Here is a 25,949-nt window from a genome sequence, read left to right as displayed (position 1 = left end):
AATGAACCGACGATCAAAGGAGTGGGAAAAATGAAGGAACAAAAAACGATCGACCAAGTGTTAGAAGCTGTTGGCGGCAAAGAAAATGTCAAAAACTTTGAACACTGTGCCACACGTTTGCGCTTGATTTTGAAAGACGATCAGTTAGTAGATAAAGACAAAGCGGAAGCAGTTGAGGGCAGCAAGGGCTATTTTTTCAACACGGGACAGCATCAGTTCATTTTTGGAACAGGAAAAGTCAATGAAGTGTATCAAGCCTTCGCAGCAGAAATGGGCAATGACGCCTCCGCTGATAAAGCTGGCTTCAAAGACGATGTCTATTCGAATCTGTCACCCGTCCAAAAAGTTGTCCGCACGTTGTCAGATGTCTTGGTGCCATTGATTCCAGCTTTGGTAACGACGGGGCTTTTGATGGGGATTCGGGGATTATTGACCGAGTTGGGGGTCACCTATAGTGCTGACTGGTTAGCTATGTTTGAAATGTTAACGGATACAGCGTTTGCCTTTTTACCTGTTTTGATCGCCTATAGTGCGACGAAAAAATTCGGCGGTAATCCGATCATCGGGATCGTGGTAGGATTGATGATGGTGGCACCGCAATTGCCGAACGCTTGGGCAGTTGCCAGCGGGGATGCAGAGCCATTGCACTTATTCGGTTTATCGATCTCTGGGTATCAAGGGTCGATTTTTCCAGCAATTATTGTCGGGATCTTAGTTTCTAAGCTAGAGAAATGGTTCCGTAAATTTGTTCCACAAATGATGGATTTGATCGTGACACCATTCTTAACGATCGTCATTACTTTAGGTTTGATTTTGTTTGCGTTAGGACCAATCTTGCAAGTAGCTGAAAGAGCAGTCATCAACAGTATCGTCTACTTGGTGCAAGCGCCATTGGGCATCGGTTATATCATTTACGGAGGGGTTCAGCAAGTGATCGTGATCACTGGATTGCACCATTCGTTAAGTATTATTGAGTTAGGGTTATTGAATACGACAGGCGAAAACGTCCTACAAGTCTTAGGTACAGCAAGTATGGCGGGACAATTCGGGGCTGCGATCGCTGCGGCATTTATTTATAAAAACAAAGTCAAACGCTCAAATGCCATCAGTGCGGCGGTTCCAACCTTATTTGGGATCACTGAACCTTTACTATTTGGGGTCAACTTACGCTCGATGCGCATTTTTGGCGCAGGCATGCTGGGAGGCGCAGTCGGCGGGTTTGCGACGTATGTCTTCCAATTAGCTGCCACTGGGATGGGCATCACTTTTATTCCAGGACTATTGTTGTATACTGGAGATTTCGGTGCCATGCTGAAATACGTTGTCGTGATTTTGATTGCCTTTGGTGTCGGTTTTGCTGGTGTCCAATTGCAGCGCAAACCGCTAGCCAAAGAGTTGAATCAATAAATAATCCCTTGCTGTTCATCGGCAAGAGAAAAGAGGTACCGCATTGTTAACGAAGGAATACTGGGCACAGCTTGCCCAAACACAAAACGAATTAGCAGAAAAAATCAGTGCTGATGCGTGGCGCTTGAACTATCATTTGATGCCAGAAACAGGATGGATGAACGACCCGAATGGTCTTTGCCAATTCAAAGGCGTGGTTCATTTTTACCATCAATATGTACCGCAAACGCCCCATGGCGGGGAACCACCTCACTGGGGACACAAAACGTCGACGGATTATGTCACGTTTCAAGAAGAAGCGCTGTTTCTTTCTCCCGAACACGACTATGACAAAGACGGGGTCTACTCGGGTTCTGCCTTTATCGAGAATGACGCGATCCATTTCTTCTATACGGGGAATGTCAAACATCCTGGTGATCATGACTATACCTTTAGTGGACGAGAACAAAACACGGTCCATGTAATCAGCAAAGACGGCTATACCGTCGAAAAGCAAGAAGTCGTGATTCCTCATGAGGACTACCCTGAGGGATTTACCGATCATATTCGGGACCCAAAGGTTTTTGCCCACGAAGACACCTACTATATGCTGCTAGGCGCGCGTACGTTGGAAAACGAAGGCAAAATTTTGATTTATGAATCGACGGATTTAAATGAATGGACCTATCGAGGAATCTTTTTCGGTGAGGACTATGCTCTAGGCTACATGTGGGAATGCCCAGACTACTTCCATTTAGATGGCAAAGATGTGTTGGTCTTCTCGCCGCAGGGCTTGGCAGCCAAAGAACATACCTACCAAAATATTCATCAATCAGGGTATCTGATCGGTGAGGTGGATTGGGAAACCCTAACGTTTAAAGAAACTTCTGCGTTTCGTGAACTTGATTATGGGTTTGACTTCTATGCCCCGCAAACCTTTGAAGATGAGCAAAAACGCCGCATCTTATGGGGCTGGATGGGGCTAGGGGATACCAGTCCTGAGTACAGCAATCCTACGATCCCTCGTGGCTGGCAGCATGCCGCAACGCTGCCAAGACAGCTTTCGGTCAAAAATGACCAGTTGTATCAAGAACCTTTGCCAGAATTTCAAAAATTGCGGGACAAGCAAGTCAGCCAAAAAATTGTGCTTTCAGAGAAACCGCAGCACTTGTCTTTCGATGAATTGGCATATGAGTTGCAAGTTACGGCGGAAGCCCCATTGCAGCAGTTCCAGCTTGGACTTTTGCAAGATACGACTTTGGCTTATGAAGCTGGCGTCTTCACGATCCATCATGGCGTTTCTGGCTACGGCCGTAAACAGCGCAGTGTCAAGGTCGATGAGCTGACGCAGCTGCAGATTTTTGTCGATACGTCTTCGATTGAGATCTTCCTAAATGGCGGGCAATATTGTTTGACCTCTCGCGTGTATCCAAAACGGACCGAGGCGATCGCTCTCAGCGGAACCGGCACGGTTAGTGTCAATGCTTGGGCATTGGCGAAAAAATAAAGCAACGTCCCGAAAACGACAGCAAACAGTTGGTTTTTCTTGTTGCACCCCCAAGAGTCAGCTTTTTCTCTGGCTTTTAGGGGGTGTATCATACCAACTATTTTGCTGTCGTTATTTGCATGTTACTGCTTTTGTTGGTTTTGGATAAAGGTCTGCAGCGCAGGCGCATCGATCCGATAGCCGTCTTCAGTTTTTGTGACTAGTTTTTGCGTTTTGAAATCTTTTAAGGTATACGTCAAATGGCGATAGCTCACGCCTAAGTATTCTGCGGTCTCCGTCAATTTTTCTTGAAAAAGATCATCGATCGAAGCTTCCAACAGTAGATGAGCAAGGCGCCAAGCTAAGGGATAGGTTTGATTGACGGAAAAATGATCCATACGCAGCAGCAATTTTTCACCGATAGTTTTGCCTAGTGTTTGTACGAAAGCCAGGTCTTGCATGAGCCCGTGAGCTGCTGCTTGCATCGGAATGCCCAGACATGTTGTTTCACCGATCGCAACCACGGTTTTCGGTACTGTTTCGGCGCCAATCAACGTGAGATCGCCAATGCAATCACCAGGATGGAGAAACTGCAGCAAGGCACGTTTGCCGTTTTCTTGCGTTTGAATGATCTTGGCTTTGCCAGTCAATAGGACGAAAAAGACCGACATCGGCACCGTTTCTTTTTGGATCGCTTCTCGATGATCAAAGGTCCAGAGGGCACTTTGTTGTAAAATCTCCTCAGGAATCGGCAAGGGGCAGCTTTCTTTGATTGGTACCTGCTTTATTGCCAAGGCATAAGCGGTTTTTTTCACTTTTTTCCTCCAAACTAGGAGAAATCTCCTATTTGTTTTTAGTCAGTATAGCACATACTTAGAAAAGCAAAAACGAAAGTGTGGGAGAAAAAATGAATAAAAAGCAATGGATAGGATCAGGGATTTTTTATGGGCTGAGTGCATTCGGGATCAGCTTGACCATTAAAGCCAGCGTTGGGGTCAGTAGTTTTAATGCCTTGAATGTTACGCTGGCAACGATGTCAGGAATCAAAGTCGGCACCATCACAACAGCCATCAACTTGGGCTTTTTAGCTGCCTGTTGGCTATTGGATCGGCGGCAGACGTCCCTCAAACAAAAAGGCAGTGAGTACTTGATTATGTTTTTCGCTTTGCTGGCTTTCGGCTATTTGATCAATGGCTTTGTTTACTACTTCTTGGCATCGCTGCACTTGATGAATTATTGGAGCCAACTAGCTGCTTTGATCGGTGGGATCTTGATTTCTGGAACGGCGACGGGACAAGTCCTACGGTTGCAGGTCTTGAAATTTCCAATCGAGCACTGGTGTCATTTGCTGGCGCAACGCAGTCGTTGGACATTTAAGCAGTACCGTTATGGCGTTGATGCAGTCTGTATTTCGGGGGCACTCTTGCTAGCGATCAGTTTGGGCTTACCGCTAGCGGTGAGGGAAGGGACGGTCATTAGTTTCTTTTTGCTGTCAGGTGCCATCGCTTGGTCGAAGGAACGTGATTTGGCAGGGGCTTTACCCATTTGGCAAAGAAACAGTTAGCCAGCAGTATTCTTGGAATCGGGAAGGCGTCGAGTGTTTTAAAAATGCAGAAAGCGTTTTTTATGCTACTCTTATTAAAAAATCGAGATGTTTAGTAGGAGGAGACAGGATGAATCGGTTGATTGAAGGGTTTCAGGAAAATTTTGCACCAAAATTGGTTAGGATCAGTGAAAATCGGTTTTTAGTCGCCGTGCGCAACGGAGTCGCCGTTACGATGCCGCTGACGATTATCGGCAGTCTCTTTTTGATTTTAGCCAATCTGCCTTTTCCCGGATGGACCGATTTTGTTGGGGAGTTTGGCTTCAAACTAGGCGCCGCCAGCAATTTTACATTTGGGATTTTGGGACTGGCCGCTTGTATCGGGATCGCCTACTATTTGGCGGCTTCGTATGAGATCGATCGGATCGGTTCTGTCGTGTTGGCAGTCTGCGCGTTTTTGCTGCTGCAGGCGGGGGAAGAATGGACGATCGATCCAGCTTCTTTGGGGGCATCTGGTCTGTTTACAGGAATCGTCACAGCGATTGCGACAGTAGTGATCCATCGCTTTTTTCTCAAGCACCGCTTAGTGATTCGGATGCCAGCAGAAGTGCCGCCCGCAGTTGCCAAGAGTTTTTCGGTCTTGCTTCCCGGAGCTGCCATCATCACTGGTGCCTGGGTGATTCGGGTCTTGTTGGAATTTAATGTCAATCAATTCGTGCAAGCCATCTTTTCACCGCTGGCAGTTGGTCTAAACACATTGCCTGGGATGCTGTTGTATACCTTTTTGATTTTGTTGCTTTGGTGTTTAGGGATTCATGGCAGCAATGTGATGGGGAGTATCGGCGATCCGATTTTTCTAGCTTTATTAGCAGCCAATACCGATGCCTACACTGCAGGCGAACCGTTACCGAACATTTTTGCAGGCGGGTTTTATATCATGTTTTTGTGCTATGGAGGCACTGGTTCAACACTGGGGCTGATCATCAACATGTTAGTTTCAAAGAAAAAAGCCTATCGTTCCCTAGGGAAGATGGCTTTGCCCTCTGCTATTTTTTGTATCAATGAGCCAATCATTTTTGGGTTTCCGATCGTGATGAACCCTATTATGATGATTCCTTTCATCCTGACACCCCTTGTATTATGTGTCGGAACGTATTTCTTGTCGGTCACCAATGTCATTGGGCGAATCATGTTCAATCCACCGTGGACCACACCGCCCTTTATCAATACTTACCTTGCAACCGGCGGCAATATCCCTGCTGTTCTTTGGAGTATGGCTTCCTTACTGATTAGTGTGGCGATCTACTATCCATTCTTTAAAATCAGCGAACGAAGTTTAACGGAAGAAGAAAAAGGCGTTACCGACGCAGTTGCTGCGAAGGGGGAGAACTAAACGCTTATGATTGGCACGTGGTGCGTTGTTTTGTCTGGCAAAGAAAACAGTGGCTGCTACTCATCAAATTGCACAGTGATCCCAGATTTCGTCAATTGTTCCCATTCACGGATCGTTGGCAAGCGACCTTGGCAAAATAGCTGATCGTCGACATAAACGAGTGGCAGACAGCTGCGGCCATTGCTTGCTAATTGCTGCTTGACGGCTTGATTCGTATGAAAAGGGGCAGGATCTTCTGTAAAGAAGTATTCGTCGATCGTTAAAGGTTCGTTATGGAATGTTTGATGAGCCTGGGTCCTTTCTTCATTTATTTTTAACTGGTGAGTCAAGTGTGCTTCCCAAGTATCTTCTTTCTGGTCGGCATAAACAGCGATCGTTGGCATTAAATCAAATCCTTTCATGGCAGCTGATTTGTCAAAAGTATACCTGAATTTCTTGCCACGAGCAAAAAAGAGTGTCAAAAAGAAGTGAAAAGACAAAAAAAGACGCAAATGCGTCTTTTTTGTTGTTTCTTATTCGTCAGCGGGTAAAAAATCGAAATTGGTCAACTCGTTGTAAGAATACGCTTGGTCGATTTGACCTTTGTCTTTCGTCCAAGCAATGATCGCGTCGTATTGCTCTTGCGGTACAGCTTGGGCATAAGGATAGTCTTCCTGGCTGTCTAAGTAAGTACTCATAGCATCTGGGAATTGATAGTCTGCCAAGATGTCGGCATAGTCTTTTGCTGAATGAGCATTCATGTAATCGATGGCTTCGTTGTAAGCACTGTAGAATGCTTTTAGGTCTTGCGGTCGATTTTGGATGACTTCGTCCATAAATTGCAGCGTCCCGCCTTTGATGCCAGCATCTTTAGAGCTGCCTAAAACAATCGCCCCTTGGGCAGCCAACATGCTGGCTTGCGGTTCCGTATAAACAGCGCCATCGACTTGGTCATTGAGCAATGCTTCGGAACGGGCAGAAAAAGAAGCGATATCCACGATGTCATAAGTAAAATCATTTTCTTGTGCAAATTGATCCATGATGTATTCTAAAATGAAATTCGGTACAAGGGTGATTTTTTTATCCGCTAACCCTTTCATCTCAGTAATCCCTGAATTCGGTGAAGCGAGAATCTTGAAGTTTTCCAAAATATCAGAAGTGATCGTCATATCGATGCCGTTTTGCTTGAAGGTCGCTTCTGTCATGACATCGCTGATCGTACCATCCAGCTCGCCTGCCTGCACTGCCACATTGCGGTCATTTGGGGAAGTGAAGGATTTGAGTTCCACAGTCAATCCTTGCTTTTCGAAAAAGCCTTCTTCTTTTGCTAGAATGATCGGAATCGCTGATTCTGCTGGTAACACCCCGATCGTCAATGTTTGATCCGTGACCGCAGCTTCTGTACTGCTAGTGCTGGAATTGCTGGTATTTGCTGTTTCGCCAGTGTTGCCACAGGCGGCAGCGCCGACAGCGAATAGTGCTAGGATACTTGCTAAAATCGTTTTTTTCATTGGTTCATTTCCTCGTTTCTAAATCGTTGTTCAAAAGCAGCCATTGGTAGTGAGAACGGGATGACAGCCCGATGGAGTTCCATTGGCTTGGTTTTTGTCGTATTGATGCCAGGTTTGGTTGTAAATGCCAGAACAAAGCCTTCCTTTTCTAGTGTTGCGATCGTCTGCTGATCATAAAAGCCAAAGGGATAGGCAAAAACATCCTTGATGGCCACGTGCTGATTGCAGCTTCGTAAGTCTTGCGCAAAGGCTGCCGGTGTTTCCCACATTGACCGCCCTTGCTGGTCCTTGCGTTCGTGAAAATGAGCGGTATGATTGGCATATTCGAAGACATCGCTCATTTCGGCTAATTCGGCACTGCTCAATGTCCGCGAAACTTCTGGTTCGTAAGGCTGAGGGGCATCAAAAAGCCAGCCGGTCACGACAAAGGCAGTGGCCTTGAAACCAGCTTCCTTCAACAGTGGGTAGGCATATTCTTTCATTGATTGATAACAGTCGTCAAAGGTCAGCAACACGGATTTTTCTGGTAGCGGCTGCTGCCGGAAATAAAAATCTTTGACTTCTGCAAGGGTCAACGTATGGTAATTTTCTGCTTTCAAAAAGTCGATTTGTTGTTTAAAATGAGAAGTGCTATTGAATAAGGGCAGAGGCAAGGCATCTTGATAGCCGTCTGCGACTTTGATCGGGCGCACCTGATCATAAAGTTCTGCTTCGGGACGTATTTCATGAAATACGAGGGTCTGAAACATCATAAACCATCCTTTCTTGTCAATCACGCAAAAAATAGTATAGCATAAAATGTGAAAACCAACACAAATAATTTGAAGAAAGAAGTTTATTCTCTTATGAGTATTCGATTCGATTCCGTTTCCTTTACGTATGGGGAAACCGTCATTTTTAAGGATCTTTCGTTTTGTTTTGAACAAGGCACGACCTATGTGCTGCTGGGAGAATCGGGGATTGGCAAAAGCACGCTTTTATCCTTGATCAAAGGGTTGCAGCGACCGCAATCAGGCACGATCACTTACCAAGGCTGTTCCCCTGACAACATCGAGGTCGTTTTCCAAGAACTGCATTTGTTTCCTTGGCAAACAGTCTACCAAGCGCTGGAAATGCCGCTGCTTATCAATCAAACACCCAGTGAGAGCCGTAAAAAACGGGTCACAAGCTGTTTGGCGGAGTTGGGATTGACGCAGGTGCAGGACCGCTATCCACATCAGCTTAGCGGCGGTCAAAAACAGCGGACCGCCATGGGGCGGGGACTGATCACACAGCCCGATGTTTTATTATTGGATGAGCCGACTGCTTCGCTGGATCAAGAAACCAAAGCAAACGCCCAAGCCTTGATCGCTGCCCAACAGCAGCGCTGGCAAAACGGCTTGATTGTGGTCACCCACGATCCGGAAGAAGCAGTGTTTTTGGGGCAGACGATTTTGTTATTAAAAGATCAGGACGTTACGCCGATCAGTAATCCATTTTACGGCAGCCAGCTGGAACGAGACTCGTTGGCTTTTTATGAAGTCGTCTTGCAGTTGAAAGAACAAATGAGGGAGGCGAGGCAATGAAACCCATCAAATCTTTTGCTTGGGGCTTCTGTTCGTTTGTCGTGGTTTGGTGGGGCGTAAGCTGGGTGACCAACAATCGCTCACTGCCTAATCCTTTAGAAACGGCCGAACGTTTTTGGGCACTGCGAGAAGTCTTACTGATCCACACAGGTGCCAGTTTGCTGCGGGTATTTGCGGCGTTGAGTGGGGCGTTGCTAGTCGGGGTGCCGTTAGGAATCTTGATTGGGCGATCCCAAAGAGTGGATCGGCTGCTTGGTCCACTGCTTTACTTTTTATATCCGATTCCTAAAGTTGCGTTTTTACCTGTCTTTATGATTTTCTTTGGCTTAGGCAATCTCTCAAAAATTCTCTTGATTTTTGCGGTGATTGTCATTCAAGTGATCGTCTCGATTCGTGATGCAGTCACGAAGATCCCACCAGCGTATTTTCAGGTCATGAAAAATTATACCAATCAATGGCGCCATGTCTTGCGCTTCGTTATTTTGCCCGCGCTTATGCCAGCACTTTTTGCCAGTGTGCGGGTCAGTATCGGGATCGCGTTGGCTTCCCTCTTTTTTGCCGAAAACTATAACACGACGTATGGTGTCGGCTATCTGATCTTAAGTGCGTGGTCAAAAATGGACTACCCACAAATGCTTTCGGGTATCCTCCTGATTGCTTTGATGGGCTATCTGCTTTTTGCCAGTATCGATTGGTTGGAAAAATTGGTGTGCCGTTACCGGCAATCTTAGAAAATGAATGGTTGCTCCATTGTATGATAGTATTTATTGATAAGAAAGAGCGGTCAAGCGAGAAAAACAAAGTTGATCGCAATACTAAGGAGTGAGCGAGTGATAGGGTTTATCTATTTTATTGTCATTGTTTTGGCGAATGCAGTAGGCGCTGTTTCGGGTATGGGTGGTGGTGTATTGATCAAACCGATTTTCGATTTTATCGGTGCCCATTCTGTTGCTGCGATCTCTTTTTACTCGGCGACAGCGGTCTTCACGATGTCCATCGTTTCGACAGCTAGACAATTAGCCAGTGGACGGAAAATCAATTGGTCGATTGCCTTGTGGGTTTCTGGCGGCGCTGTGTTAGGTGGTATCTTAGGAAATGTTGCCTTTGAACGGTTATTACTGGTCTTTCGAGACGACAAGATGGTTCAGCTGATCCAAATCCTTGTGACTGTGCTGACACTATTGTTTGCTTTTTTGTATACAAAATATAACTGGCGCGGGTTTGCGTTGAAAAAAGTCGGCTGGTATGCAGCTTGCGGCTTGATTCTTGGCTTTCTAGCCAGTTTGCTGGGGATCGGCGGCGGACCCATCAATGTTTCTTTATTGATGCTGCTGTTTGCCATGCCGATCAAAGAGGCGACGATTTATTCCATTTGTACGATTTTTTTCTCACAGCTGGCAAAAATTTTGACGATCGCTTTTTCGACAGGTTTTGGTCTATATGACCTCAAGGTTTTATGGTTTGTCATTCCGGCAGCCATTGTTGGGGGACTCATCGGGGCAAAGGCTAGCAATGTCCTTTCGCCCCAGCGGGTGACACTGGTTTTTCAAACAGTGATCGTTTTGGTTTTGCTGATCAATATTTACAATGGCATGCAACTATTTTTCTAATTCAATCGGCTTGCTTAACTATGAAAAAGCGGCACCTATCCACGTGGATAGGTGCCGCTTGTTTTATTGCCATTCGGATTGATAATTTCCTTTGAGATCATAGACATAATTGATCTCGGTTCGATTACGAATCCCATTTAAACCAACGGTCCAAGTCCATTCGCCTTGGAAGCCGTTTAAAATGACGATGCTGACGCCAGGAACATAGTGATCTAGCTGAGCTGCTCGCGCCTCAGAATCCTTGATGATCTTGGGAATGACGCCCCAGTCGATGGCATCAAAGGCAATGGTATCTTCCATCGAAAGCTCGATCGTATCGTCGTCTTTTTTCCATTTGGTCAACAGATTTTCTGGGTAATACCAATACTCGTCTTGTAGGCCTGTGTTTGGATTGATCACTCGCGCAACTGCATAAATGCCGCTTTTTAGCGGGACATTGCGGATGTGAAAACTATAGCTGACCAGTTGCAGCTCTTTGTCCTTGAATGAAGATTGATTTGGCAGCGCCGCCATAATTTCTTTGGCACTGGTTTCTTCTCGAAAGAGTTGGCGGTCTACAGGTAAAAAGGTGGAAACTACGCCAATACAAAAGAGAATCGCTGGCAGCAAGAGCAATGAGAATAACCAGTAAAATGGCGATTTTTTGTGTTTTTTGAGGCCGATGATCAGACCGATCAAAAAGACCAGCAGGATCCCTGCTACCCAAAAGTAGGGGAACAAACGAATGATCTGATGCCTGGTTTCAACGACTTGGTATTCATTCAGACCAAACCAATTTTCCGCGATGGTGAGGTTATTTAAAACAATAATTCCGCCAATAATACCTAGAATAAATAAGAAAATCAATAGCAAAAGCATCCGACCGAGTATCCGACGTATCAGCGAGGGTCTAGTAGGTGGGGTCATGAGTCACGTCCTTTTTATATTTTTGAAAATAGTAGGTTAAATACAAGAGTAGTACAACTGGTGTTTTTTTTCAATGATTGTAGACAAAAAAACTACATCCACAGATGCGACCTCAAAAAGTTAGACCAAAAATCTAACTTTTTTGGGGTCAGCACACCGCAGATGCAGGCTTTATTTTCATTTAGTCGAGTGTTTGTTGGCGGGCGATAGCTGGAAAGAATTTTAGGCTATACAATGCGCTGATCCCAACTAGAATATAAATGACGCGGGCAATGATCGACGTGCTGCCGCCGGTGATCGCTGCGACAAGGTCAAACTCGAAGGCGCCGACCAGCAGCCAATTGATCCCACCGATGATCAATAGTGTCAGTGCGATCCCATCAAATGTTTTTAACATAGGAAACTCCTCTCTAGTTGTCGCCCCATCAACTTTCATCGTCGGTGATGGTGACATCTTTTTCTTTCTCGCCTTCTTGATTGCGATCATTATAGATATAGACATGGCGAACGATTTTAATCAGCGGGCGAATGGTCAAAAAGACACCGCCGATCAAATAGGCGATCGTTCCGTAAATCGCAGGTAAGCTAGTTAATGAAACGATACTCCCGAAAATATAAAACAAGCCCGTCAAAATATCATTCGTAAGTGAGATCAACATGTAGCGATTTTGAAAGTAGATGCGAAAGCGACTTGCCTTGATGATCACATCTTCTTCTTTTCCAGGATCGAAATGATGTTCACTCCGTTTGATTTTTGGCATAGGTGCCATCACTGCTCCTTTATTTGTGCTAAGGTTTCAAGACAACTTTGATGTTCTTGTCTTCTTTTTTGTCAAAAATCTCATACGCTTTGGCAGCATCTGCTAAAGGCATCGTGTGGGTGATGATCTGTGACGGGTCAAACAAACCGTCCGCGATCATATCATAAATTTTTGGCATCAAATGGATCACAGGTGCTTGCCCGTGTTTGACATCAATGTTGCGCATAAAGAATTCTTGCAATGGATAAGAAGAAGCAGGTGTCATGTAAACGCCAGTGATTTGGACGGTACCAAATTTTTTGACTGCCTTGGCGGCCATCTGGATCGGTGAGATTGTTCCACTTTGCAAGCTGACTAGATTTTTGGCTTTTTCTTTGACGGGTTCTAAACCATCCATCCCAACACAGTCGATGATCACATCAGCGCCACCTTTGGTCAGCTCATACAATTCATCGGCACTAGTAGCCAGATCATCCAATTGGAATGTTTCGACTTGATTGTAGCTGCTGGCTTTTTCTAGGCGATGAGCAACAGGGTCCACGGCAATCACCCGCTTAGCGCCTGCCATCACAGCAAATTTTTGCGCAAACAAGCCAACTGGTCCTGAGCCTAAGACGATCACGGTATCATCTTTTTTGACGCCGGCATTTTGGACGCTCCAATATGCTGTAGGTAAGATGTCAGATAAAAACAATACTTTTTCATCAGGGATCGTTGATTCAGGTACGATAAACGAGGTGAAATCTGCGAACGGTACGCGCAAGAATTCGGCTTGACCGCCCCAGTGGTTGCCGTTCATTTTTCCAAAACCGAATAAGCCGCCATACAATGTATCTTCTGAAGAATTGTCGCATTGACTTTCCATCTCATTTTGGCAAAAGTGGCAGTGACCGCAACCGATATTGAAAGGGATGACGACGCGGTCGCCTTTTTTTAGTTTCTGTATTTGACTGCCGACTTCTTCGACAATACCCATTGGTTCGTGACCAACGACATAGCCTTCTTCCAAAACCGAGCCGCCATGGTGGTAAAGGTGGAGATCAGAGCCGCAGATTGCAGTTGCGGTGATTCGGATGATCGCATCCGTCGGTTCTAAAATCGTTGGATCTTCTACACGGCGAACGTCCATTTTTTGATTTCCTTGCCAGGTTACTGCTTGCATCATTTTTCCTCCTTGTTTGTTCAGATAAGTTCGGACAATCACTAATTTTTCCAACAACATGTTTTTACTTTTCAGTAACAGATAAGTTAATTCTGCAAGGATTTTAACGATTTGACAACGAAAACGCTCAAAACGGTTGATTAGGATTTTTCTTCATCAATGGTTTAAAAAAAGAAAAACAGATGATTTGCTAAAAAAGTGAAAGCGTGACACTATTAAAGTGAAGCATGCATGTGTTACGAGTATCTACTGGAACCTGCATCAACCAGTGACAAGAAATGAGGAGGGATGATCATGGATCTAACGATTCGAGGAAAAGCTTCCTGCACCAATTGCAATGAAAACTTTGATGGGAAGCTAGTCGTTCATTTACAAGAAGACAGCGAGGGGCAATTAACCATGGTACCACCGTTGGAAACGAATGAATTGGCAGAAGATGAAATCGCTATTCATTATACTTACGGGGAAGTGAAGGAAGCCATCGAAGGAACCTTCGTATGTCCAAACTGTCAGACAGAAAATGAGGTTCGGATTGAAATTCCGACCGAGCTATTAGATGGCTCAATGAATTGAATGAATAATTAAATTGAAAAAGCTCTCTGTTCCTTGAACAGGGAGCTTTCGTTATTTATTGGTCATTGGTTTATTTTGTTCCATCAATGATTTGGACATTGAAGTCTCGTAAGATGTCGAGTCCTTGCGACTCGTGATTTTTACCGGCGACTAATGTTTTATTGATGGTGAAATCAGCGTCAGGAAAGGCGCTTTGGATCTCGATCGTATTGGAAAGGACGCAGATGTTGGTTTCAACACCGGTGATTTCGATTTTCTTTTCTTCTTCAGGCTTAAATAGATTTTTCTTGATGTCGATCAAGACTTCAGGTGGAATACTGTAATAGTATTTCTTGACGACTTTTTCATTTTCGAGAGGCTTAAGTTCTGGGATAAGCTGCAGGGCAGCGGCTTCTTCATCAGGCGTTCCTTTGACTTCGATTGGGATGTCGCGGGTGTGTAAGATGTACTCCCCATTCACCCGCGCTTGTTCTAGGCGCTTGGCGATTCGTTTGACGAGAGCGGCGCTATCTGGCACATACGCTTCGTTCGCTTCATCGAGAATTTGGTTTTGCATATCGACAATGACTAGCATGTGGTTACTCCCTTTCTATAAACATCGTTTTTCAAATGATCTAACGAGAGGTTGAAAAATAGGTGCTATTTCTATGATGCCCCACTTTTTTTAAATTTTCAAAGAAAACGCTCTTCTTATCGTGAAACGGTAAAAATGTTATTTTTTTATTCGAATAACGATGCTTTTTGTTTGCTGAAAAGAAGAAGTAGTGATAGCTTTTAAATAGTACATTAAAAATAAATGAAAGTAGGTTAGGTTAAATGAGAAAGTTATTTTATATGGGGACTTTGCTTTTTTCAGTTGGTGTACTGGCGGCAGGATGTGGCAATAGCGAAACCGCTGATTCCTCGGGGAATGAGTCAGCAGATGGCAAAACGACGTTGGATTTTTGGTCCTTCTGGGGGTCTGGTGCAAGACAAGAAGTAATTGAAGAAATTATTGATGATTTTAATGCGTCACAAGATAAAATCGAGGTCAAATACAGCTACCAGCCTTGGGGCGATATTTGGACAAAATCACTGTCGTCGATCACTGCTGGTAATCCGCCTGATGTTATTGTACAAGATATTAATTCTGTTGCTCAGCGGGCAGAAGCGCAGCAAGCAACAAATTTAAGCGAGTATATCGAAGAAGGCTTTTCTGATGAATTTTATCCGCAATTATGGGATACGGTGGAGTATGAAGGGGATGCGTATGCTGTTCCTTTCAATACAGATACGCAAGTGATTTTCTACAACAAGACACTCTTTAAAGAGGCAGGTATCAGTGAAGAGCAACTGCCCCAAACGTGGGAGGAGTTAGAAACAGTTGCTCGTAAATTAGATGTCAAAAACGGTGATGACTTTGAGCGGATCGGTTTTTACCCATTGTGGAATTTAGGCGCCGATGTGTGGGCCTTGAATGCCGACGATGGCGTCAGCTGGTTTGACAAGGATGAGAACGTCAAAATCGATACAGACAACAAAGTGGAAGCGTTGGAATGGATCTTAGACTGGCAAGAGTATTATGGTCAAGATACCATCAATCGGTTAGAAGCTGAATTTGGTTCAGGTGTTGCCGATCCATTCATTTCTGGATTAGTGGCGATGCGTGCGCAAAACATCAACTACTACTCAAGTTTAGCGGAAAATGCACCGGATGACTTTGAATTTGGGGTCATTCAAATTCCTGAAAAAGAAAGTGGTTCTGGTCACTGGTCATGGGGTGGCGGGTTCGTCTTAGAAGTGCCATACGGAGCCAAAGATCCTGAAGCGTCCTATGAGTTTATCAAATACTTGTCGACACCAGAAGTTCAAGAGAAATTTGGTGAGAAAAGCTTTGATATCATGGCGAATCGAACAGCCAACGAAAACTTGGTCAACAACGACAATCTAGATGAAAACGGCCAAATGATCTACCAAATGGCAGATGAAAACTTTGCCAATACGGTGATCACACCTGTACCATTGACAGCTCCTGATTTCAGCAGTCTTGTCAATGAACAGATCGACCAAATCATGCTGGGCAGCAAAACACCGGCTGAAGGGTTGGCAGATGCGCAAAAAGCGGTCGAAGATCTCGTTGAGCAAAACAAATAAATTTCAAAACGAGCGTTTTTAAAAAAGAAGGAAAGTCCAGTCGGTTAGCGGACTGGGCTTTGCTTTCTGCTTTGCGAAGCGGACATGTTTTCTTGAACAAACAATGAGTAAAAATAGAATGGAGTGGAAGGAATGCCAAAGAAGCGTTCAAAAAGTAAACGGCAAGAAGCTCTTTGGGGCTACTTCTTCGTAGCACCATTTTTGCTTGGGTTCGTGGTGTTTATGTTAGGGCCCATGCTGTTTTCCTTCGTAGGAAGCTTTACCGATTACAATCTGACTTCGAAAATGAATTTTATCGGCTTTAAGAACTTTACCCGCATGTTTACGCAAGATACCCTGTTTTGGAAATCTCTCTATAACACGGCGTATTTTGTACTCTTCAATGTTCCCTTAACCACGTTGTTCAGTGTCTTTCTAGCCACGTTATTGAATCAAAAAATCCGCGGAATCAGTTTTTTCCGAACGACCTTTTACTTGCCAGCGATCCTTTCAGGGGTTGCCGTCTACGTCTTATGGATGCAATTATTATCTCCTTCCGCAGGATTGATCAATACCTTCTTGAGCTGGTTCAATATCAAAGGTCCAGCGTGGCTGTTTGATCCCGAATGGACGAAACCAGCGTTGATTTTGATGAAGATTTGGAGTTCGGGGGGCGCGATGCTCTTGTATCTAGCTACCTTGCAAAATATTTCACCGACGCTGTATGAATCGGCTGAGATCGATGGGGCGGGAGTCTGGGCGAAATTCAAAAATATTACGATCCCTTTGATCACGCCAATCATCTTCTATGATGTGATTACTTCAACGATCGGTTCTTTTCAAATTTTCCAAGAAGCATACGTGATGACCAAAAATGGTACCGGCGGTCCTGCAAATTCGCTGCTCTTCTATAATTTGCATATGTGGAACAAAGCCTTCGTCGCCTTTGATATGGGCTATGCGATGGCCATGTCGATGATCTTGTTCTTGATCGTCTTAGTCTTGACCTTTATCAATCTCAAGCTGGCACCACGCTGGGTTCACTATACCGGAGGTGGCAGCTAATGGAAATGACGACAAAAACACGAAGCAAATCAAGCCAACAGCGAGTCAAAAAAATCATCAGCTATGTGGTGATGTCGATCATCGGGATCGTGCTGCTGATCCCGTTGCTGTGGATGGTCTTTACGTCATTGAAACCGATGGAGGAGATCGTGCGCTACCCGCCGACCTTTTTCCCAGAAGAAATCAATCTTGGCAATTATTTGGAGACTATCAACGCCTTTCCATTTTGGCAGTATGCAAAAAACACCTTATTCATTACCGTCTTAGTGGTCTTCGGGAATGTCTTATCAAATTCCTTCATTGCTTATGGGTTTGCAAAATTGGCCTTTCCAGGAAAAAATCTGATCTTTGCCCTCGTCTTGTCTACGATGATGATTCCTGGCTTTGTGACGATGATCCCGCAGTATGTCTTGTTTTCCAAAATCGGCTGGGTTGGCACCTATCTGCCGCTGATCGTTCCAGCGTTTTTCGGCAACGCCTTTAACATTTTCTTGATGCGGCAGTTTTACTTGTCCGTCAACAATGAATTGATCGAAGCCGCTAAGATCGATGGCGCCAATCATCTTTATATTTGGAGCCATCTAATGATCCCATTGACGAAACCCGCGCTGATCACGATTGCCATCAACTCCTTCAATGGGGCGTGGAATGATTTCTTAGGACCATTACTGTATATTCAAAATCAAGAAAAGTACACGCTGCAGATTGGCCTGCAAGTCTTCCAAAACCAATCAACGACCCAATGGAACTACTTGATGGCAGGAGCAACGCTTGTGCTATTGCCGACGATCTTGCTATTCTTCCTCGCACAACGCTACTTTATTGAGGGAATGGATCTGACGGGAGGTTCCAAAGGATGAGAACAAAAGTTACCCCGCAACGCTTGAACCAAGCGCTGTTGACTGGCATCAACTGGCTTCCGCATTTACTGGTTTTACAAGGCATGTGGCTGTTGTATTCCTTGCCTTTGATCACCAGTACCACCGCTAGTCGAGCATTGATCGAGACGTTGACGGAACTGCGGAACGATGGCTTGGAGGCAAGCAGCAAAGCTCGTTTTCAGCAGGCATTTCATCAACAGTGGACAACAAGAAAAGGGCAAGACCGTTTGCTCAGTCTATTCTTCCTGCTGCTTTTGGCGGACAGCTTTATCTTTAGCCGTTTGCAGCACCCGCTGTTTCAGATCGCTAGTTACGCGTTAGCGTTCACCTTTGGCTTGTTTTGCTTGGTCTTACTTTATCAAACGAGTCTGCTTCACACCTATCCGCAGCAGCCCAGCTCATTGTTTTATAGTTTTTATCAGTTTGCTCGTTCACCCAAACGAGTACTGGCGCATCTTTTAGCAACAGTGACGCTTGTCTTGACCTTTTTGCTGTTTGGTCCAGTCTACTTATTGGTCTTAGGAATCAGCACCTTGTATTTAGTCAATGTCGTGCTCTGTGACCAAGCGCTCAAATAGAAAACAAATGGGTATCCCGAAACTTCCTTAGTGAAAAGCTAAGGAGTTTCGGTTTTTTTGTGAAAAGAAGGTTGACAGGGCCAAAAATTATGCCTATGCTGAATGTAAATTTAGTAAACAGTAAACAGATGAGGTGCAGCTATGGCAAGTATGAGAGATATCGCGAAATTAGCCGGGGTGTCGGTAGCAAGTGTTTCTAGAATCCTTAACAATGATGAAACCTTCAGTATCAATGAACACACGCGGCAACGAGTCATTGAGATCGCTAACCAAATGAACTATTCAAAAGAAAAAAATCAGCCCCATTCCCGTGAAGTCGGCGACCAAAACACGATTGCCATCATTACCCGCCACGATCGAGAGTCGGAAAGAAACGATCCGTACTTTATGATGATCCGCAATGGGATCGAAAAGGAAGCGGCGAAGTGGCGCTTAAAAACGATTCGGGCCTTTTCCATGCGGGAGCCTCAAAAAGATTTGGCACAATTGGCGAAGTATGGCGCAGTCATTATTATTGGAGAGATGACCAGCGATGCTTTGGCAGAGATCAGTCAGCAAAATGCCAATATTATCCTCGTGGATAATTATAGTGAAGCACCCAGCTACGATTGCATCCAAACCGATTTTGCCCAAAAGACCCACCAGATCCTCACGATGTTAAAAGAGAAGGGCCATGAGCATATCGCCTTTGTTGGCGGTGTTGCCAGCCGAGTGACGATTTCTGGCGAAGTCGTTTACGATGAACAAGAGATTCGAGCAGAAAACTACCGCCAATGGATGCTGCTCAACAAATTGGAAAAGTTCACAACCGTGCTGCAGGGGAAATGGTCACCGGAGACTGGGTTGCATTTTGGTCAGCAGATCGCGCAAATGAATCCTCGCCCCACAGCGATCGTCGTTGCCAGCGATCCTATGGCAGTCGGGGTTTACAAGGCACTCGCTGAAGCGGGGCTATTGATTCCTAAAGATGTGTCAGTCGTTAGTTTTGATGATATCGAAATGGCGCAATTTATGACGCCCGCACTGTCCTCCGTCAAGATGAAAGCCGAAGAGATGGGACAGATGAGTGTCGAATTAGCGAAAAATAAAATCCTTGGGGTGCGGACGATGCCGGTTCGCGTCGTTTGTGGCAGTGAATTGATCATTAGAGAATCGATTGCCGAAAAAGATCAGTGACGTCTGATCTTTTTTATTTTAGGGGTTGTGTAAACATTAACTAAACAACTATACTGATTGTAGTAAACGTTTACAGTTAAAAATAAAGGAGAAAACGAAATGAAGTTTATTGATAAATTAGCCGAAAAGATGGTGCCTTTTGCTCAGATCATTGCCAACAACAAATACTTGTTAAGTCTGCGTGATGGGTTTATGGTCGCTTTTCCTGCGACAATGTTTGCGTCAATTATGATTATTATTCAAAATCTGCCTGCTACTTTCGGACTCTCGGAAAAACTTCCAGAGGGATTCATCACGTTTCTAAACGACTTTTTTGGTCCTATCGGAAATGCGACCATGAGTATCACCGCTATTTTCGTTGTTTTTGGGATCGGCTATCAGTTGGCTGGCAAATATGGACAAGCCAAATTATTTGCGGGTGCCATCTCACTGTCTTCGTTTTTGATGCTGCTGCCTTTTGGCTCATCCGAAGAGTTAGGTACAGTGATCCCCTTGTCGAAATTAGGGGCTGAGGGAATGTTTGTCGGAATCATCACGGCCATTATCGCTACGCAGATCTATTGCAAAATCAGTGCGGCTGGGCTGACGATCAAAATGCCAGATTCGGTTCCGCCAATGATCGCAGAATCATTTGTCGCCATCATTCCTGGGGCGGCACCGTTGTTCCTTTTCAATTTGATCCGCTACTTGTTCACCTTTACTTCATGGGGCAATGCCGTTGATTTCGTTTATGAGATTCTGCAAAAACCATTAATGGGCTTGGGCGGTACGTTGCCAGCAGTACTGATTGCCGTCTTGTTCACCCAATTCTTCTGGTGGTTTGGGATTCACGGTACCTTGGTGGTCAATGCGGTGATCGATCCAATCATGAATGCGTTAGCGATCGAAAACTATGAAGCCTACAAAGCGGGAGCTGAACAACTGCCCCATATCATTAACACTACGTTTATGGGCGTGTTCGTCAATCAAGGAATGCAGTTGGGGATCTCGATTACGATGGCCTTCTTTATCGCTCGTTCGATTCGGATGAAAAAATTAATGAAGACCGTGATCGCGCCATCTGTTTTCAACGTATCTGAACCGATGACCTTTGGTTTGCCTATCGTCCTGAACCCGATCGCTTTTGTCCCATGGATCTTAGCGCCATTAGCTAGTACGACGATCTCTTACTTTGCGATTGCCGCAGGCTTGGTGCCACGACCAATCGGAGCAACGGTGGTTTGGACGACCCCGGTCTTCTTATCTGGTTGGTTAGGCACGGGTTCTGTTGCCGGCGCAATCTTACAGTTAGTGACGGTTGCCGTAATGACCTTGATCTGGGTGCCATTCTTGATCGTAATGGATCGCGGCTACTTGAAAGAAGAAAAAGCGGAAGCGGCATTAAATGAACAAGCGACATCTGAGACGATCAATCAAAGGGTAGAAGAAAGATAAGCCCAGAAACGGAAAGGAATGCAATACGCGCACCCTTTAGAAAGGAATTTGTGATGAGAACCGATACATTGTCTTGTAGTTATCAAATGAATACCACATCTACGGATTTTTCCAGTGTGTTATTGGCGGAACAAGAGAAATTCTTTCGAGCCAAACAAGCCCAAGAACCGTTCGGGGAAGGTTGCCGTATTGAAACGATGATTCAAACCAAAACCGCTCCGCGGATGGTACCAGCCGTTATGACGGTCAAAAAAATTGCCGCGGATGCGCTGTGGCTTTGTACGACCCATGAAGAAGGAGTGATCGATCAACGGTATAGTTTTGCTCCAGGACGAAAAGGGAAGCTGCAAGTCACGTATTCGGAACAAAGCCGTTTTGAGCAGCAGAAAACAACCTACAGCTTTATGTTGGCGGCGCTGTTTTACAAATTCTTTTTCAATCGTGGTGTCAAAAAACGCTTGCGTTATCTTGAAGCAGCTTGTCAACGAGCAGGGACAAATGAAAAAAATGGGGAAAATTGAGGATAGCAATGATAGAAATAAAGAACGAACAACTCTTTCACTTATACAATGAAAAAATCAGTTATATCATAAATGTGTTACCAAATCAGCAACTGGGTCATATCTATTTTGGGCCATCTCTAGGCACACTGGCGCCGTTTGATCAAGCGTACCTTGAGAAAAAAGAGAATAAATCGGCAGGAACCGTCAAATTTTTTGAAGCAGACAATCTTTTTACCTTGGCAGACCGTTTTCAAGAATTGCCAACGTATGGGACTTCTGATTTTCGAGAAGGGGTAGTGTCGGTTTTTGAGGAAGAAACCCCACTTTATGTTGATTTTAAACTTGTGGCTTTTCACTGTTTTGAGGGCAAAGAACGAAAGCTGGCGCAACCAGCCAGCTTCGCGGCTGCCGATGAAAGCCAAAGCATCGTCTTTGAATTAGTAGATCAAGAGCGACAGCTGGAAATGGCGATCACCTATACGATCTTCAAAGGATCAGGAACCATCACGAGGCAGCAGACACTGACCAATACGGGAAGCAAGCCTAGAACCATCCAGCGCTTTTTGAGTGGTGTCTTGGAGCTGAAAAATCGCGATTTTGAACTGCTGCATCTTTCAGGCGCATGGCTGAAAGAACGGCATATCAAGACGGTCCCTTTGACCCAAGGGACGATCAGTGTTGGCTCGTTAAAAGGAGCGTCTGGTCATCAGCACAATCCTTTTGTCGCCTTAAAAGAACAGCAAGCCACCAATGACACTGGTCACGTCTACGGTGCCAACCTGATTTATTCTGGTAACTTTTTGGCGCAAGCAGAAATGGATGAATGGGACAACGTTCGATTGATGTTGGGGATACATCCTGAACATTTCAGCTGGCAGCTTTCACAAGGAGAAACCTTTGAAGCGCCGGAATGTCTCTTCACCTTCACCGCTGCTGGCCTGAATGGTTTGAGTCAAGAATCCGCCCAATTTATCGAAAAGCATGTGATTGCCCCTTATTGGCAAAAGCGGCAGCGGCCGATCGTCTTTAATAACTGGGAAGCGACTTATTTTGATTTTAATGAAGAGAAGCTGTTGACCTTAGCCCAAGAAAGCAAGGCGTTAGGGATGGAGTGCTTTGTGCTGGATGATGGTTGGTTTGGAAAACGTAACAACGACCGCAGTTCATTAGGCGATTGGGTGGCGGACCCTGCCAAATTTCCAAAAGGAATCGGCTCTTTTGCTGAGAAAATTCATGCCATGCAGCTGCAGCTGGGGATTTGGTTTGAACCGGAAATGGTTTCGCCAGATAGTCAGTTGTACCAAGAGCATCCTGAGTGGGTAGTCAAGCATCCTTATGAGCGGATCTCTGTGGGGCGCGGGCAATACGTGTTGGATTTTGCCAATCCAGCAGTGGTCGAGGCAATTTTCGAAGCGATGCAAAAAGTGATCCTTGAAACCAAGCTGGATTACATCAAATGGGATATGAACCGCAATATCACGGAAGCTTACTCTCCTTACTTAGCGGAACAGGGAATTTCTCAGACGGAGTTTTATCATCGTTATATTTTAGGCCTTTATCGCTTATATGAAAAAATCTTAGCGGCGTTTCCGACCCTTTTGATTGAAGGCTGTGCTGGCGGCGGGGGCAGATACGATTTGGGGATCTTGTTTTACAGTCCGCAGATTTGGCCTAGTGATGATAGTGATGCAGTGGAACGTTTAGCCATCCAAAGTGGAACGTTGCTAGGGTATCCGTTGTCCTCCTTCAGCAATCACGTGTCGGCGGTACCAAACCACCAAGTCGGCCGGGCAACTTCTTTAGCCTTTCGGCAAACCGTCGCAATGTTTGGGCCATTGGGGTATGAACTCGATCTCTTTCACTTGTCTGAAGCTGAAAAGCAGGCGATCAAATCCCAAATCGTTTTTTATAAAAAGCAGCGGCAATTGCTGACCTTTGGTACTTTTTATCAGCTGCAGCAGTTGGAACATGCCAATGAAAAAACTTGGGCGGTGTATGATCCGCAAAATGAAGAAGCATTGGTTGCTTTCTTTCGCGTGTTGGCACAAGCCAATCCGACGGCGGAAGACTTTTTGCCCGCAGCCTTTCTCGATGGCCAACAGGTGTATCAGGTCAATGGCGAACCCGTCTCTGGTCAGCTGTTAAGGCAATTAGGGTTGCGTAAACCCTATCAGTTTAATGCCGTCAACCATGGAACGGCGCAAGTCACTGGCGATTTTCAATCATTTGTATACCATTTACATGCCAAAAAAGGAGCAGAATGATGAGCAATCAATTGTTTGATCAGCAGTTTATGCATGGCGGGGATTACAACCCCGATCAATGGCTGGCTTATCCAGAAATCTTGCAAAAGGATCTTGCTTATATGCAGCAAGCCCATGTCAACACCGTCACATTAGGGGTGTTTGCTTGGAGTGCCTTAGAGCCGCAAGAAGGCGTTTATCAGTTTGACTGGTTGGATCGTGTGTTTGATAAGATCCATGGCATCGGCGGCAAAGTCATTTTAGCCACTCCTAGCGGTGGGCGTCCGCAATGGTTGAGCCAAAAGTATCCCGAAGTCAATCGGACCAACGCCCAAGGGCAAAAACATACCCATGGGTTTCGCCACAATCATTGTTACTCTTCACCGATCTATCGGGAAAAGGTAACGCAAATCAATCAGCAGTTGGCAAAACGTTACGGCAAGCATCCGGCATTAGCCATGTGGCATATCTCCAATGAGTACTCTGGGGAATGCTTTTGCTCCTATTGTCAAGAAAACTGGCGCAGTTGGCTGCAAAAGAAATATGGTGATTTAGCCACGTTGAATCATGCCTGGTGGACTTCTTTTTGGAGTGGTACGTACTCCGATTGGTCGCAGGTTTTACCGCCTTCGCCTCTAGGAGAACACAAAGTGCATGGCATGGATCTTGATTGGAAACGATTTGTTACAGATAGGACGATCGATTTTTATTTGCATGAATGTACGCCGATTCGCCAACTGACACCGGACATTCCTGTGACGACGAATTTTATGGCGGAAGGACATGCTACCCAAGACTTTATTCCTTTGGAAGGCATTGACTACAGCAAGTTTGCTCGTCATGTGGACATCGTTAGCTGGGATAGTTACCCTGATTGGAACAACAACTTTGAATCTTTGACAGCGACAGCAATGAAATCTGCCTATGTGCATGACCAGTACTGGTCTTTGAAGAAACAGCCCTTTTTAGTGATGGAATGCACGCCGAGTTTTGTTAACTGGCATTCCTTCAATAAAGCGAAAAAGCCTGGTGTCCATCAGTTGAGTGCCATGCAGCAGATCGCTCACGGCTCAGATAGTACCTTGTATTTTCAATGGCGCCAATCCCGCGGCAATTCAGAAAAATTCCATGGGGCAGTCGTGGGACATGATGATTCCACGGAGAATAGGGTCTTCAAAGAAGTTGCGGCTTACGGCAAGCGCTTGGAAAAAATCAAAGAGATTCAAGGAACCACAAGAAAAAAAGCAGTGGCGATCCTTTTTGACTGGGAAAGCAACTGGGCATTGAAGCGAGGCGGCGGGTTTGGTCGACCAACCAGACGGTATCCGCAAACGTTGCAGGAGCATTATCGTTATTTCTGGGAACAAGACATCGCTGTCGATATTTTGACGCCAGAGCAAGATTTTTCTGACTATCGGTTGGTGATCGCTCCGATGCTTTACTTGATGACCTCGGAGACGATGGCAAAACTTTGCCAGTACACGGAAGCTGGTGGTACCTTGATTTCCAGTTACTTTAGCGGCATGGTCAATGAAACCGACCTGTTGTATCTGGGGGGCTTGCCACAGCCGTTGCGAGGGTTATTAGGCATCAACGTGCTGGAGCTGGAAACTCTTTTTGACACTGAACACAATCAAGTGGTTTTTCAAGGACAGCCCTTTGAAACACGGGACTATTCTGCAATCATCGAAGCCGAAACAGCGGAGGTACTAGGGGTGTATCAAGCGGATTTTTACCAAGGAACACCTGCGATCACCAAACATACCTTTGGTGCAGGCACCGCCTACTATCTGGCGGCTCGCACCAACTATGACTTTTTCGAACAGTTTTATGCCTCTTTGGTCCGTGAGCTGTCCTTGGCAGAGGAAAGGATCGCGCATGCCAATCCTGCAGTCTCGATCCAAGGCAGGATCAGTCCAGAACGAACGTACTTTTTCATCATGAATTTTTCTGAGAAAGAGCAGACACTACACTTGATCAAAGAAGTCGTTGATTTAGAGACCAATCAAGCAGTCCCTCAAACAGCAACCTTGGCGCCGTATGAAGTGCGAGTGGTTTATTTTAACAATTAGCTGACCATTG

The 25,949-nt window shown here is 45.3% G+C and carries 26 protein-coding genes; 17 read left to right on the top strand and 9 right to left on the bottom strand.

Annotation, left to right across the window (positions count from 1 at the left end; genetic code table 11):
- Window positions 1–30: 30 nt before the first annotated feature.
- Together IGJ12_RS11705 and IGJ12_RS11700 are read left to right on the top strand one after the other, a co-directional pair.
- Window positions 31–1,407 (top strand): PTS transporter subunit EIIC, encoded by a 1,377-nt coding sequence (locus IGJ12_RS11705; protein WP_015509272.1) that lies wholly within the window; start codon window positions 31–33, stop codon window positions 1,405–1,407.
- A gap of 43 nt (window positions 1,408–1,450) precedes the next feature.
- Window positions 1,451–2,893, top strand: coding sequence for a glycoside hydrolase family 32 protein (locus IGJ12_RS11700; protein WP_429967284.1), 1,443 nt, complete (start codon window positions 1,451–1,453; stop codon window positions 2,891–2,893).
- A 122-nt stretch (window positions 2,894–3,015) separates the two neighbouring features.
- Here the strand turns inward: IGJ12_RS11700 and IGJ12_RS11695 are convergent, their stop codons facing one another.
- On the bottom strand, window positions 3,016–3,687 hold the full coding sequence (locus IGJ12_RS11695; protein WP_151195787.1) for a cyclic nucleotide-binding domain-containing protein: 672 nt from the start codon (window positions 3,685–3,687) through the stop codon (window positions 3,016–3,018).
- Window positions 3,688–3,779: 92 nt separating this feature from the next.
- On the opposite strand from IGJ12_RS11695, the gene IGJ12_RS11690 reads away from it, so the two are divergent.
- A complete protein-coding gene (locus tag IGJ12_RS11690; protein ID WP_430619057.1) occupies window positions 3,780–4,436 on the top strand; it encodes a YczE/YyaS/YitT family protein in 657 nt (218 codons plus the stop codon).
- 109 nt (window positions 4,437–4,545) lie between these two features.
- Window positions 4,546–5,808: a PTS sugar transporter subunit IIC gene (locus IGJ12_RS11685; RefSeq protein WP_430619056.1), complete on the top strand. Its 1,263-nt coding sequence runs from the start codon at window positions 4,546–4,548 to the stop codon at window positions 5,806–5,808.
- A gap of 56 nt (window positions 5,809–5,864) precedes the next feature.
- Here IGJ12_RS11685 and IGJ12_RS11680 read toward each other — a convergent pair whose 3' ends face one another.
- Genes IGJ12_RS11680 through IGJ12_RS11670 form a run of 3 tightly spaced genes read right to left on the bottom strand, consistent with a single transcriptional unit; the run spans window position 5,865 to window position 8,047 of the window.
- Window positions 5,865–6,269 (bottom strand): arsenic metallochaperone ArsD family protein, encoded by a 405-nt coding sequence (locus IGJ12_RS11680; protein WP_086317419.1) that lies wholly within the window; start codon window positions 6,267–6,269, stop codon window positions 5,865–5,867.
- Between the two features lie 51 nt (window positions 6,270–6,320).
- Window positions 6,321–7,298 carry an ABC transporter substrate-binding protein gene (locus IGJ12_RS11675; protein ID WP_430619055.1) on the bottom strand — a complete coding sequence of 326 codons (978 nt, stop codon included), beginning with the start codon at window positions 7,296–7,298 and terminating at the stop codon, window positions 6,321–6,323.
- On the bottom strand, window positions 7,295–8,047 hold the full coding sequence (locus tag IGJ12_RS11670; protein WP_429967500.1) for a polysaccharide deacetylase family protein: 753 nt from the start codon (window positions 8,045–8,047) through the stop codon (window positions 7,295–7,297). The genes IGJ12_RS11675 and IGJ12_RS11670 overlap by 4 nt, the downstream gene beginning before the upstream one ends.
- A gap of 96 nt (window positions 8,048–8,143) precedes the next feature.
- Between IGJ12_RS11670 and IGJ12_RS11665 the strand changes: the two genes are divergently transcribed.
- The 3 genes from IGJ12_RS11665 (at window position 8,144) to IGJ12_RS11655 (ending at window position 10,473) form a co-directional block, all read left to right on the top strand.
- Window positions 8,144–8,863: an ABC transporter ATP-binding protein gene (locus tag IGJ12_RS11665; RefSeq protein ID WP_429967281.1), complete on the top strand. Its 720-nt coding sequence runs from the start codon at window positions 8,144–8,146 to the stop codon at window positions 8,861–8,863.
- Window positions 8,860–9,594, top strand: coding sequence for an ABC transporter permease (locus tag IGJ12_RS11660; RefSeq protein WP_429967280.1), 735 nt, complete (start codon window positions 8,860–8,862; stop codon window positions 9,592–9,594). Before IGJ12_RS11665 ends, IGJ12_RS11660 begins: the two co-directional genes overlap by 4 nt.
- A 99-nt stretch (window positions 9,595–9,693) precedes the next feature.
- A complete protein-coding gene (locus IGJ12_RS11655) occupies window positions 9,694–10,473 on the top strand; it encodes a sulfite exporter TauE/SafE family protein (protein WP_005225475.1) in 780 nt (259 codons plus the stop codon).
- Window positions 10,474–10,536: 63 nt separating this feature from the next.
- Here IGJ12_RS11655 and IGJ12_RS11650 read toward each other — a convergent pair whose 3' ends face one another.
- From IGJ12_RS11650 to IGJ12_RS11635, 4 genes are all read right to left on the bottom strand, one after another.
- The gene (locus IGJ12_RS11650) at window positions 10,537–11,379 is read right to left on the bottom strand and encodes a hypothetical protein (protein ID WP_008379024.1); all 843 of its coding nucleotides are present in this window, start codon (window positions 11,377–11,379) and stop codon (window positions 10,537–10,539) included.
- Between the two features lie 181 nt (window positions 11,380–11,560).
- Window positions 11,561–11,776, bottom strand: coding sequence for a DUF378 domain-containing protein (locus IGJ12_RS11645; RefSeq protein ID WP_008379021.1), 216 nt, complete (start codon window positions 11,774–11,776; stop codon window positions 11,561–11,563).
- Between the two features lie 28 nt (window positions 11,777–11,804).
- Window positions 11,805–12,149 carry a YrhK family protein gene (locus IGJ12_RS11640; RefSeq protein ID WP_430619054.1) on the bottom strand — a complete coding sequence of 115 codons (345 nt, stop codon included), beginning with the start codon at window positions 12,147–12,149 and terminating at the stop codon, window positions 11,805–11,807.
- Between the two features lie 19 nt (window positions 12,150–12,168).
- A complete protein-coding gene (locus IGJ12_RS11635) occupies window positions 12,169–13,302 on the bottom strand; it encodes an alcohol dehydrogenase catalytic domain-containing protein (protein ID WP_086299276.1) in 1,134 nt (377 codons plus the stop codon).
- Window positions 13,303–13,590: 288 nt separating this feature from the next.
- Between IGJ12_RS11635 and IGJ12_RS11630 the strand changes: the two genes are divergently transcribed.
- Complete coding sequence (locus IGJ12_RS11630; protein WP_005234711.1) at window positions 13,591–13,875, top strand: hypothetical protein; 285 nt, start codon at window positions 13,591–13,593, stop codon at window positions 13,873–13,875.
- Window positions 13,876–13,945: 70 nt separating this feature from the next.
- Here IGJ12_RS11630 and IGJ12_RS11625 read toward each other — a convergent pair whose 3' ends face one another.
- Window positions 13,946–14,449 (bottom strand): isochorismatase family cysteine hydrolase, encoded by a 504-nt coding sequence (locus IGJ12_RS11625; protein WP_086332574.1) that lies wholly within the window; start codon window positions 14,447–14,449, stop codon window positions 13,946–13,948.
- A 242-nt stretch (window positions 14,450–14,691) separates the two neighbouring features.
- On the opposite strand from IGJ12_RS11625, the gene IGJ12_RS11620 reads away from it, so the two are divergent.
- From IGJ12_RS11620 to IGJ12_RS11580, 9 genes are all read left to right on the top strand, one after another.
- Window positions 14,692–16,008 (top strand): ABC transporter substrate-binding protein, encoded by a 1,317-nt coding sequence (locus tag IGJ12_RS11620; RefSeq protein ID WP_008379010.1) that lies wholly within the window; start codon window positions 14,692–14,694, stop codon window positions 16,006–16,008.
- A 132-nt stretch (window positions 16,009–16,140) separates the two neighbouring features.
- Window positions 16,141–17,052, top strand: coding sequence for a carbohydrate ABC transporter permease (locus IGJ12_RS11615; protein ID WP_005234717.1), 912 nt, complete (start codon window positions 16,141–16,143; stop codon window positions 17,050–17,052).
- On the top strand, window positions 17,052–17,912 hold the full coding sequence (locus IGJ12_RS11610; protein ID WP_005225484.1) for a carbohydrate ABC transporter permease: 861 nt from the start codon (window positions 17,052–17,054) through the stop codon (window positions 17,910–17,912). The genes IGJ12_RS11615 and IGJ12_RS11610 overlap by 1 nt, the downstream gene beginning before the upstream one ends.
- Complete coding sequence (locus IGJ12_RS11605) at window positions 17,909–18,511, top strand: hypothetical protein (protein WP_429967279.1); 603 nt, start codon at window positions 17,909–17,911, stop codon at window positions 18,509–18,511. The genes IGJ12_RS11610 and IGJ12_RS11605 overlap by 4 nt, the downstream gene beginning before the upstream one ends.
- A gap of 141 nt (window positions 18,512–18,652) precedes the next feature.
- Complete coding sequence (locus IGJ12_RS11600) at window positions 18,653–19,687, top strand: LacI family DNA-binding transcriptional regulator (RefSeq protein WP_429967278.1); 1,035 nt, start codon at window positions 18,653–18,655, stop codon at window positions 19,685–19,687.
- A gap of 99 nt (window positions 19,688–19,786) precedes the next feature.
- Window positions 19,787–21,121 carry a PTS sugar transporter subunit IIC gene (locus IGJ12_RS11595; protein ID WP_015509292.1) on the top strand — a complete coding sequence of 445 codons (1,335 nt, stop codon included), beginning with the start codon at window positions 19,787–19,789 and terminating at the stop codon, window positions 21,119–21,121.
- Window positions 21,122–21,174: 53 nt separating this feature from the next.
- Window positions 21,175–21,642, top strand: a complete 468-nt coding sequence (locus IGJ12_RS11590; RefSeq protein ID WP_086373180.1) for a hypothetical protein — start codon at window positions 21,175–21,177, stop codon at window positions 21,640–21,642.
- An 8-nt stretch (window positions 21,643–21,650) separates the two neighbouring features.
- Window positions 21,651–23,888 (top strand): alpha-galactosidase, encoded by a 2,238-nt coding sequence (locus IGJ12_RS11585; RefSeq protein ID WP_430617302.1) that lies wholly within the window; start codon window positions 21,651–21,653, stop codon window positions 23,886–23,888.
- Window positions 23,885–25,939 (top strand): beta-galactosidase, encoded by a 2,055-nt coding sequence (locus IGJ12_RS11580; RefSeq protein WP_430619053.1) that lies wholly within the window; start codon window positions 23,885–23,887, stop codon window positions 25,937–25,939. The genes IGJ12_RS11585 and IGJ12_RS11580 overlap by 4 nt, the downstream gene beginning before the upstream one ends.
- Window positions 25,940–25,949 lie beyond the last annotated feature (10 nt).

This window comes from Enterococcus sp. DIV0802b, assembly GCF_050543535.1.
Lineage (GTDB): Bacteria > Bacillota > Bacilli > Lactobacillales > Enterococcaceae > Enterococcus_D > Enterococcus_D entomosocium.
Note: the sequence above shows the minus strand (reverse complement) of the source record. Positions and strands in the feature narration are given on the sequence as shown.

Excerpts from the sequence above, each read along its gene's own strand:
- IGJ12_RS11675 (WP_430619055.1), bottom strand. The coding sequence starts at position 7,298 with ATGAAAAAAACGATTTTAGCAAGTATCCTAGCACTATTCGCTGTCGGC.
- IGJ12_RS11705 (WP_015509272.1), top strand. The coding sequence starts at position 31 with ATGAAGGAACAAAAAACGATCGACCAAGTGTTAGAAGCTGTTGGCGGC.
- IGJ12_RS11670 (WP_429967500.1), bottom strand. The coding sequence starts at position 8,047 with ATGTTTCAGACCCTCGTATTTCATGAAATACGTCCCGAAGCAGAACTT.
- IGJ12_RS11650 (WP_008379024.1), bottom strand. The coding sequence starts at position 11,379 with ATGACCCCACCTACTAGACCCTCGCTGATACGTCGGATACTCGGTCGG.
- IGJ12_RS11615 (WP_005234717.1), top strand. The coding sequence starts at position 16,141 with ATGCCAAAGAAGCGTTCAAAAAGTAAACGGCAAGAAGCTCTTTGGGGC.
- IGJ12_RS11610 (WP_005225484.1), top strand. The coding sequence starts at position 17,052 with ATGGAAATGACGACAAAAACACGAAGCAAATCAAGCCAACAGCGAGTC.
- IGJ12_RS11645 (WP_008379021.1), bottom strand. The coding sequence starts at position 11,776 with ATGTTAAAAACATTTGATGGGATCGCACTGACACTATTGATCATCGGT.
- IGJ12_RS11590 (WP_086373180.1), top strand. The coding sequence starts at position 21,175 with ATGAGAACCGATACATTGTCTTGTAGTTATCAAATGAATACCACATCT.
- IGJ12_RS11635 (WP_086299276.1), bottom strand. The coding sequence starts at position 13,302 with ATGCAAGCAGTAACCTGGCAAGGAAATCAAAAAATGGACGTTCGCCGT.
- IGJ12_RS11690 (WP_430619057.1), top strand. The coding sequence starts at position 3,780 with ATGAATAAAAAGCAATGGATAGGATCAGGGATTTTTTATGGGCTGAGT.
- IGJ12_RS11625 (WP_086332574.1), bottom strand. The coding sequence starts at position 14,449 with ATGCTAGTCATTGTCGATATGCAAAACCAAATTCTCGATGAAGCGAAC.
- IGJ12_RS11600 (WP_429967278.1), top strand. The coding sequence starts at position 18,653 with ATGGCAAGTATGAGAGATATCGCGAAATTAGCCGGGGTGTCGGTAGCA.
- IGJ12_RS11605 (WP_429967279.1), top strand. The coding sequence starts at position 17,909 with ATGAGAACAAAAGTTACCCCGCAACGCTTGAACCAAGCGCTGTTGACT.
- IGJ12_RS11630 (WP_005234711.1), top strand. The coding sequence starts at position 13,591 with ATGATCATGGATCTAACGATTCGAGGAAAAGCTTCCTGCACCAATTGC.
- IGJ12_RS11595 (WP_015509292.1), top strand. The coding sequence starts at position 19,787 with ATGAAGTTTATTGATAAATTAGCCGAAAAGATGGTGCCTTTTGCTCAG.
- IGJ12_RS11660 (WP_429967280.1), top strand. The coding sequence starts at position 8,860 with ATGAAACCCATCAAATCTTTTGCTTGGGGCTTCTGTTCGTTTGTCGTG.
- IGJ12_RS11685 (WP_430619056.1), top strand. The coding sequence starts at position 4,546 with ATGAATCGGTTGATTGAAGGGTTTCAGGAAAATTTTGCACCAAAATTG.
- IGJ12_RS11640 (WP_430619054.1), bottom strand. The coding sequence starts at position 12,149 with ATGGCACCTATGCCAAAAATCAAACGGAGTGAACATCATTTCGATCCT.
- IGJ12_RS11620 (WP_008379010.1), top strand. The coding sequence starts at position 14,692 with ATGAGAAAGTTATTTTATATGGGGACTTTGCTTTTTTCAGTTGGTGTA.
- IGJ12_RS11665 (WP_429967281.1), top strand. The coding sequence starts at position 8,144 with ATGAGTATTCGATTCGATTCCGTTTCCTTTACGTATGGGGAAACCGTC.
- IGJ12_RS11580 (WP_430619053.1), top strand. The coding sequence starts at position 23,885 with ATGATGAGCAATCAATTGTTTGATCAGCAGTTTATGCATGGCGGGGAT.
- IGJ12_RS11585 (WP_430617302.1), top strand. The coding sequence starts at position 21,651 with ATGATAGAAATAAAGAACGAACAACTCTTTCACTTATACAATGAAAAA.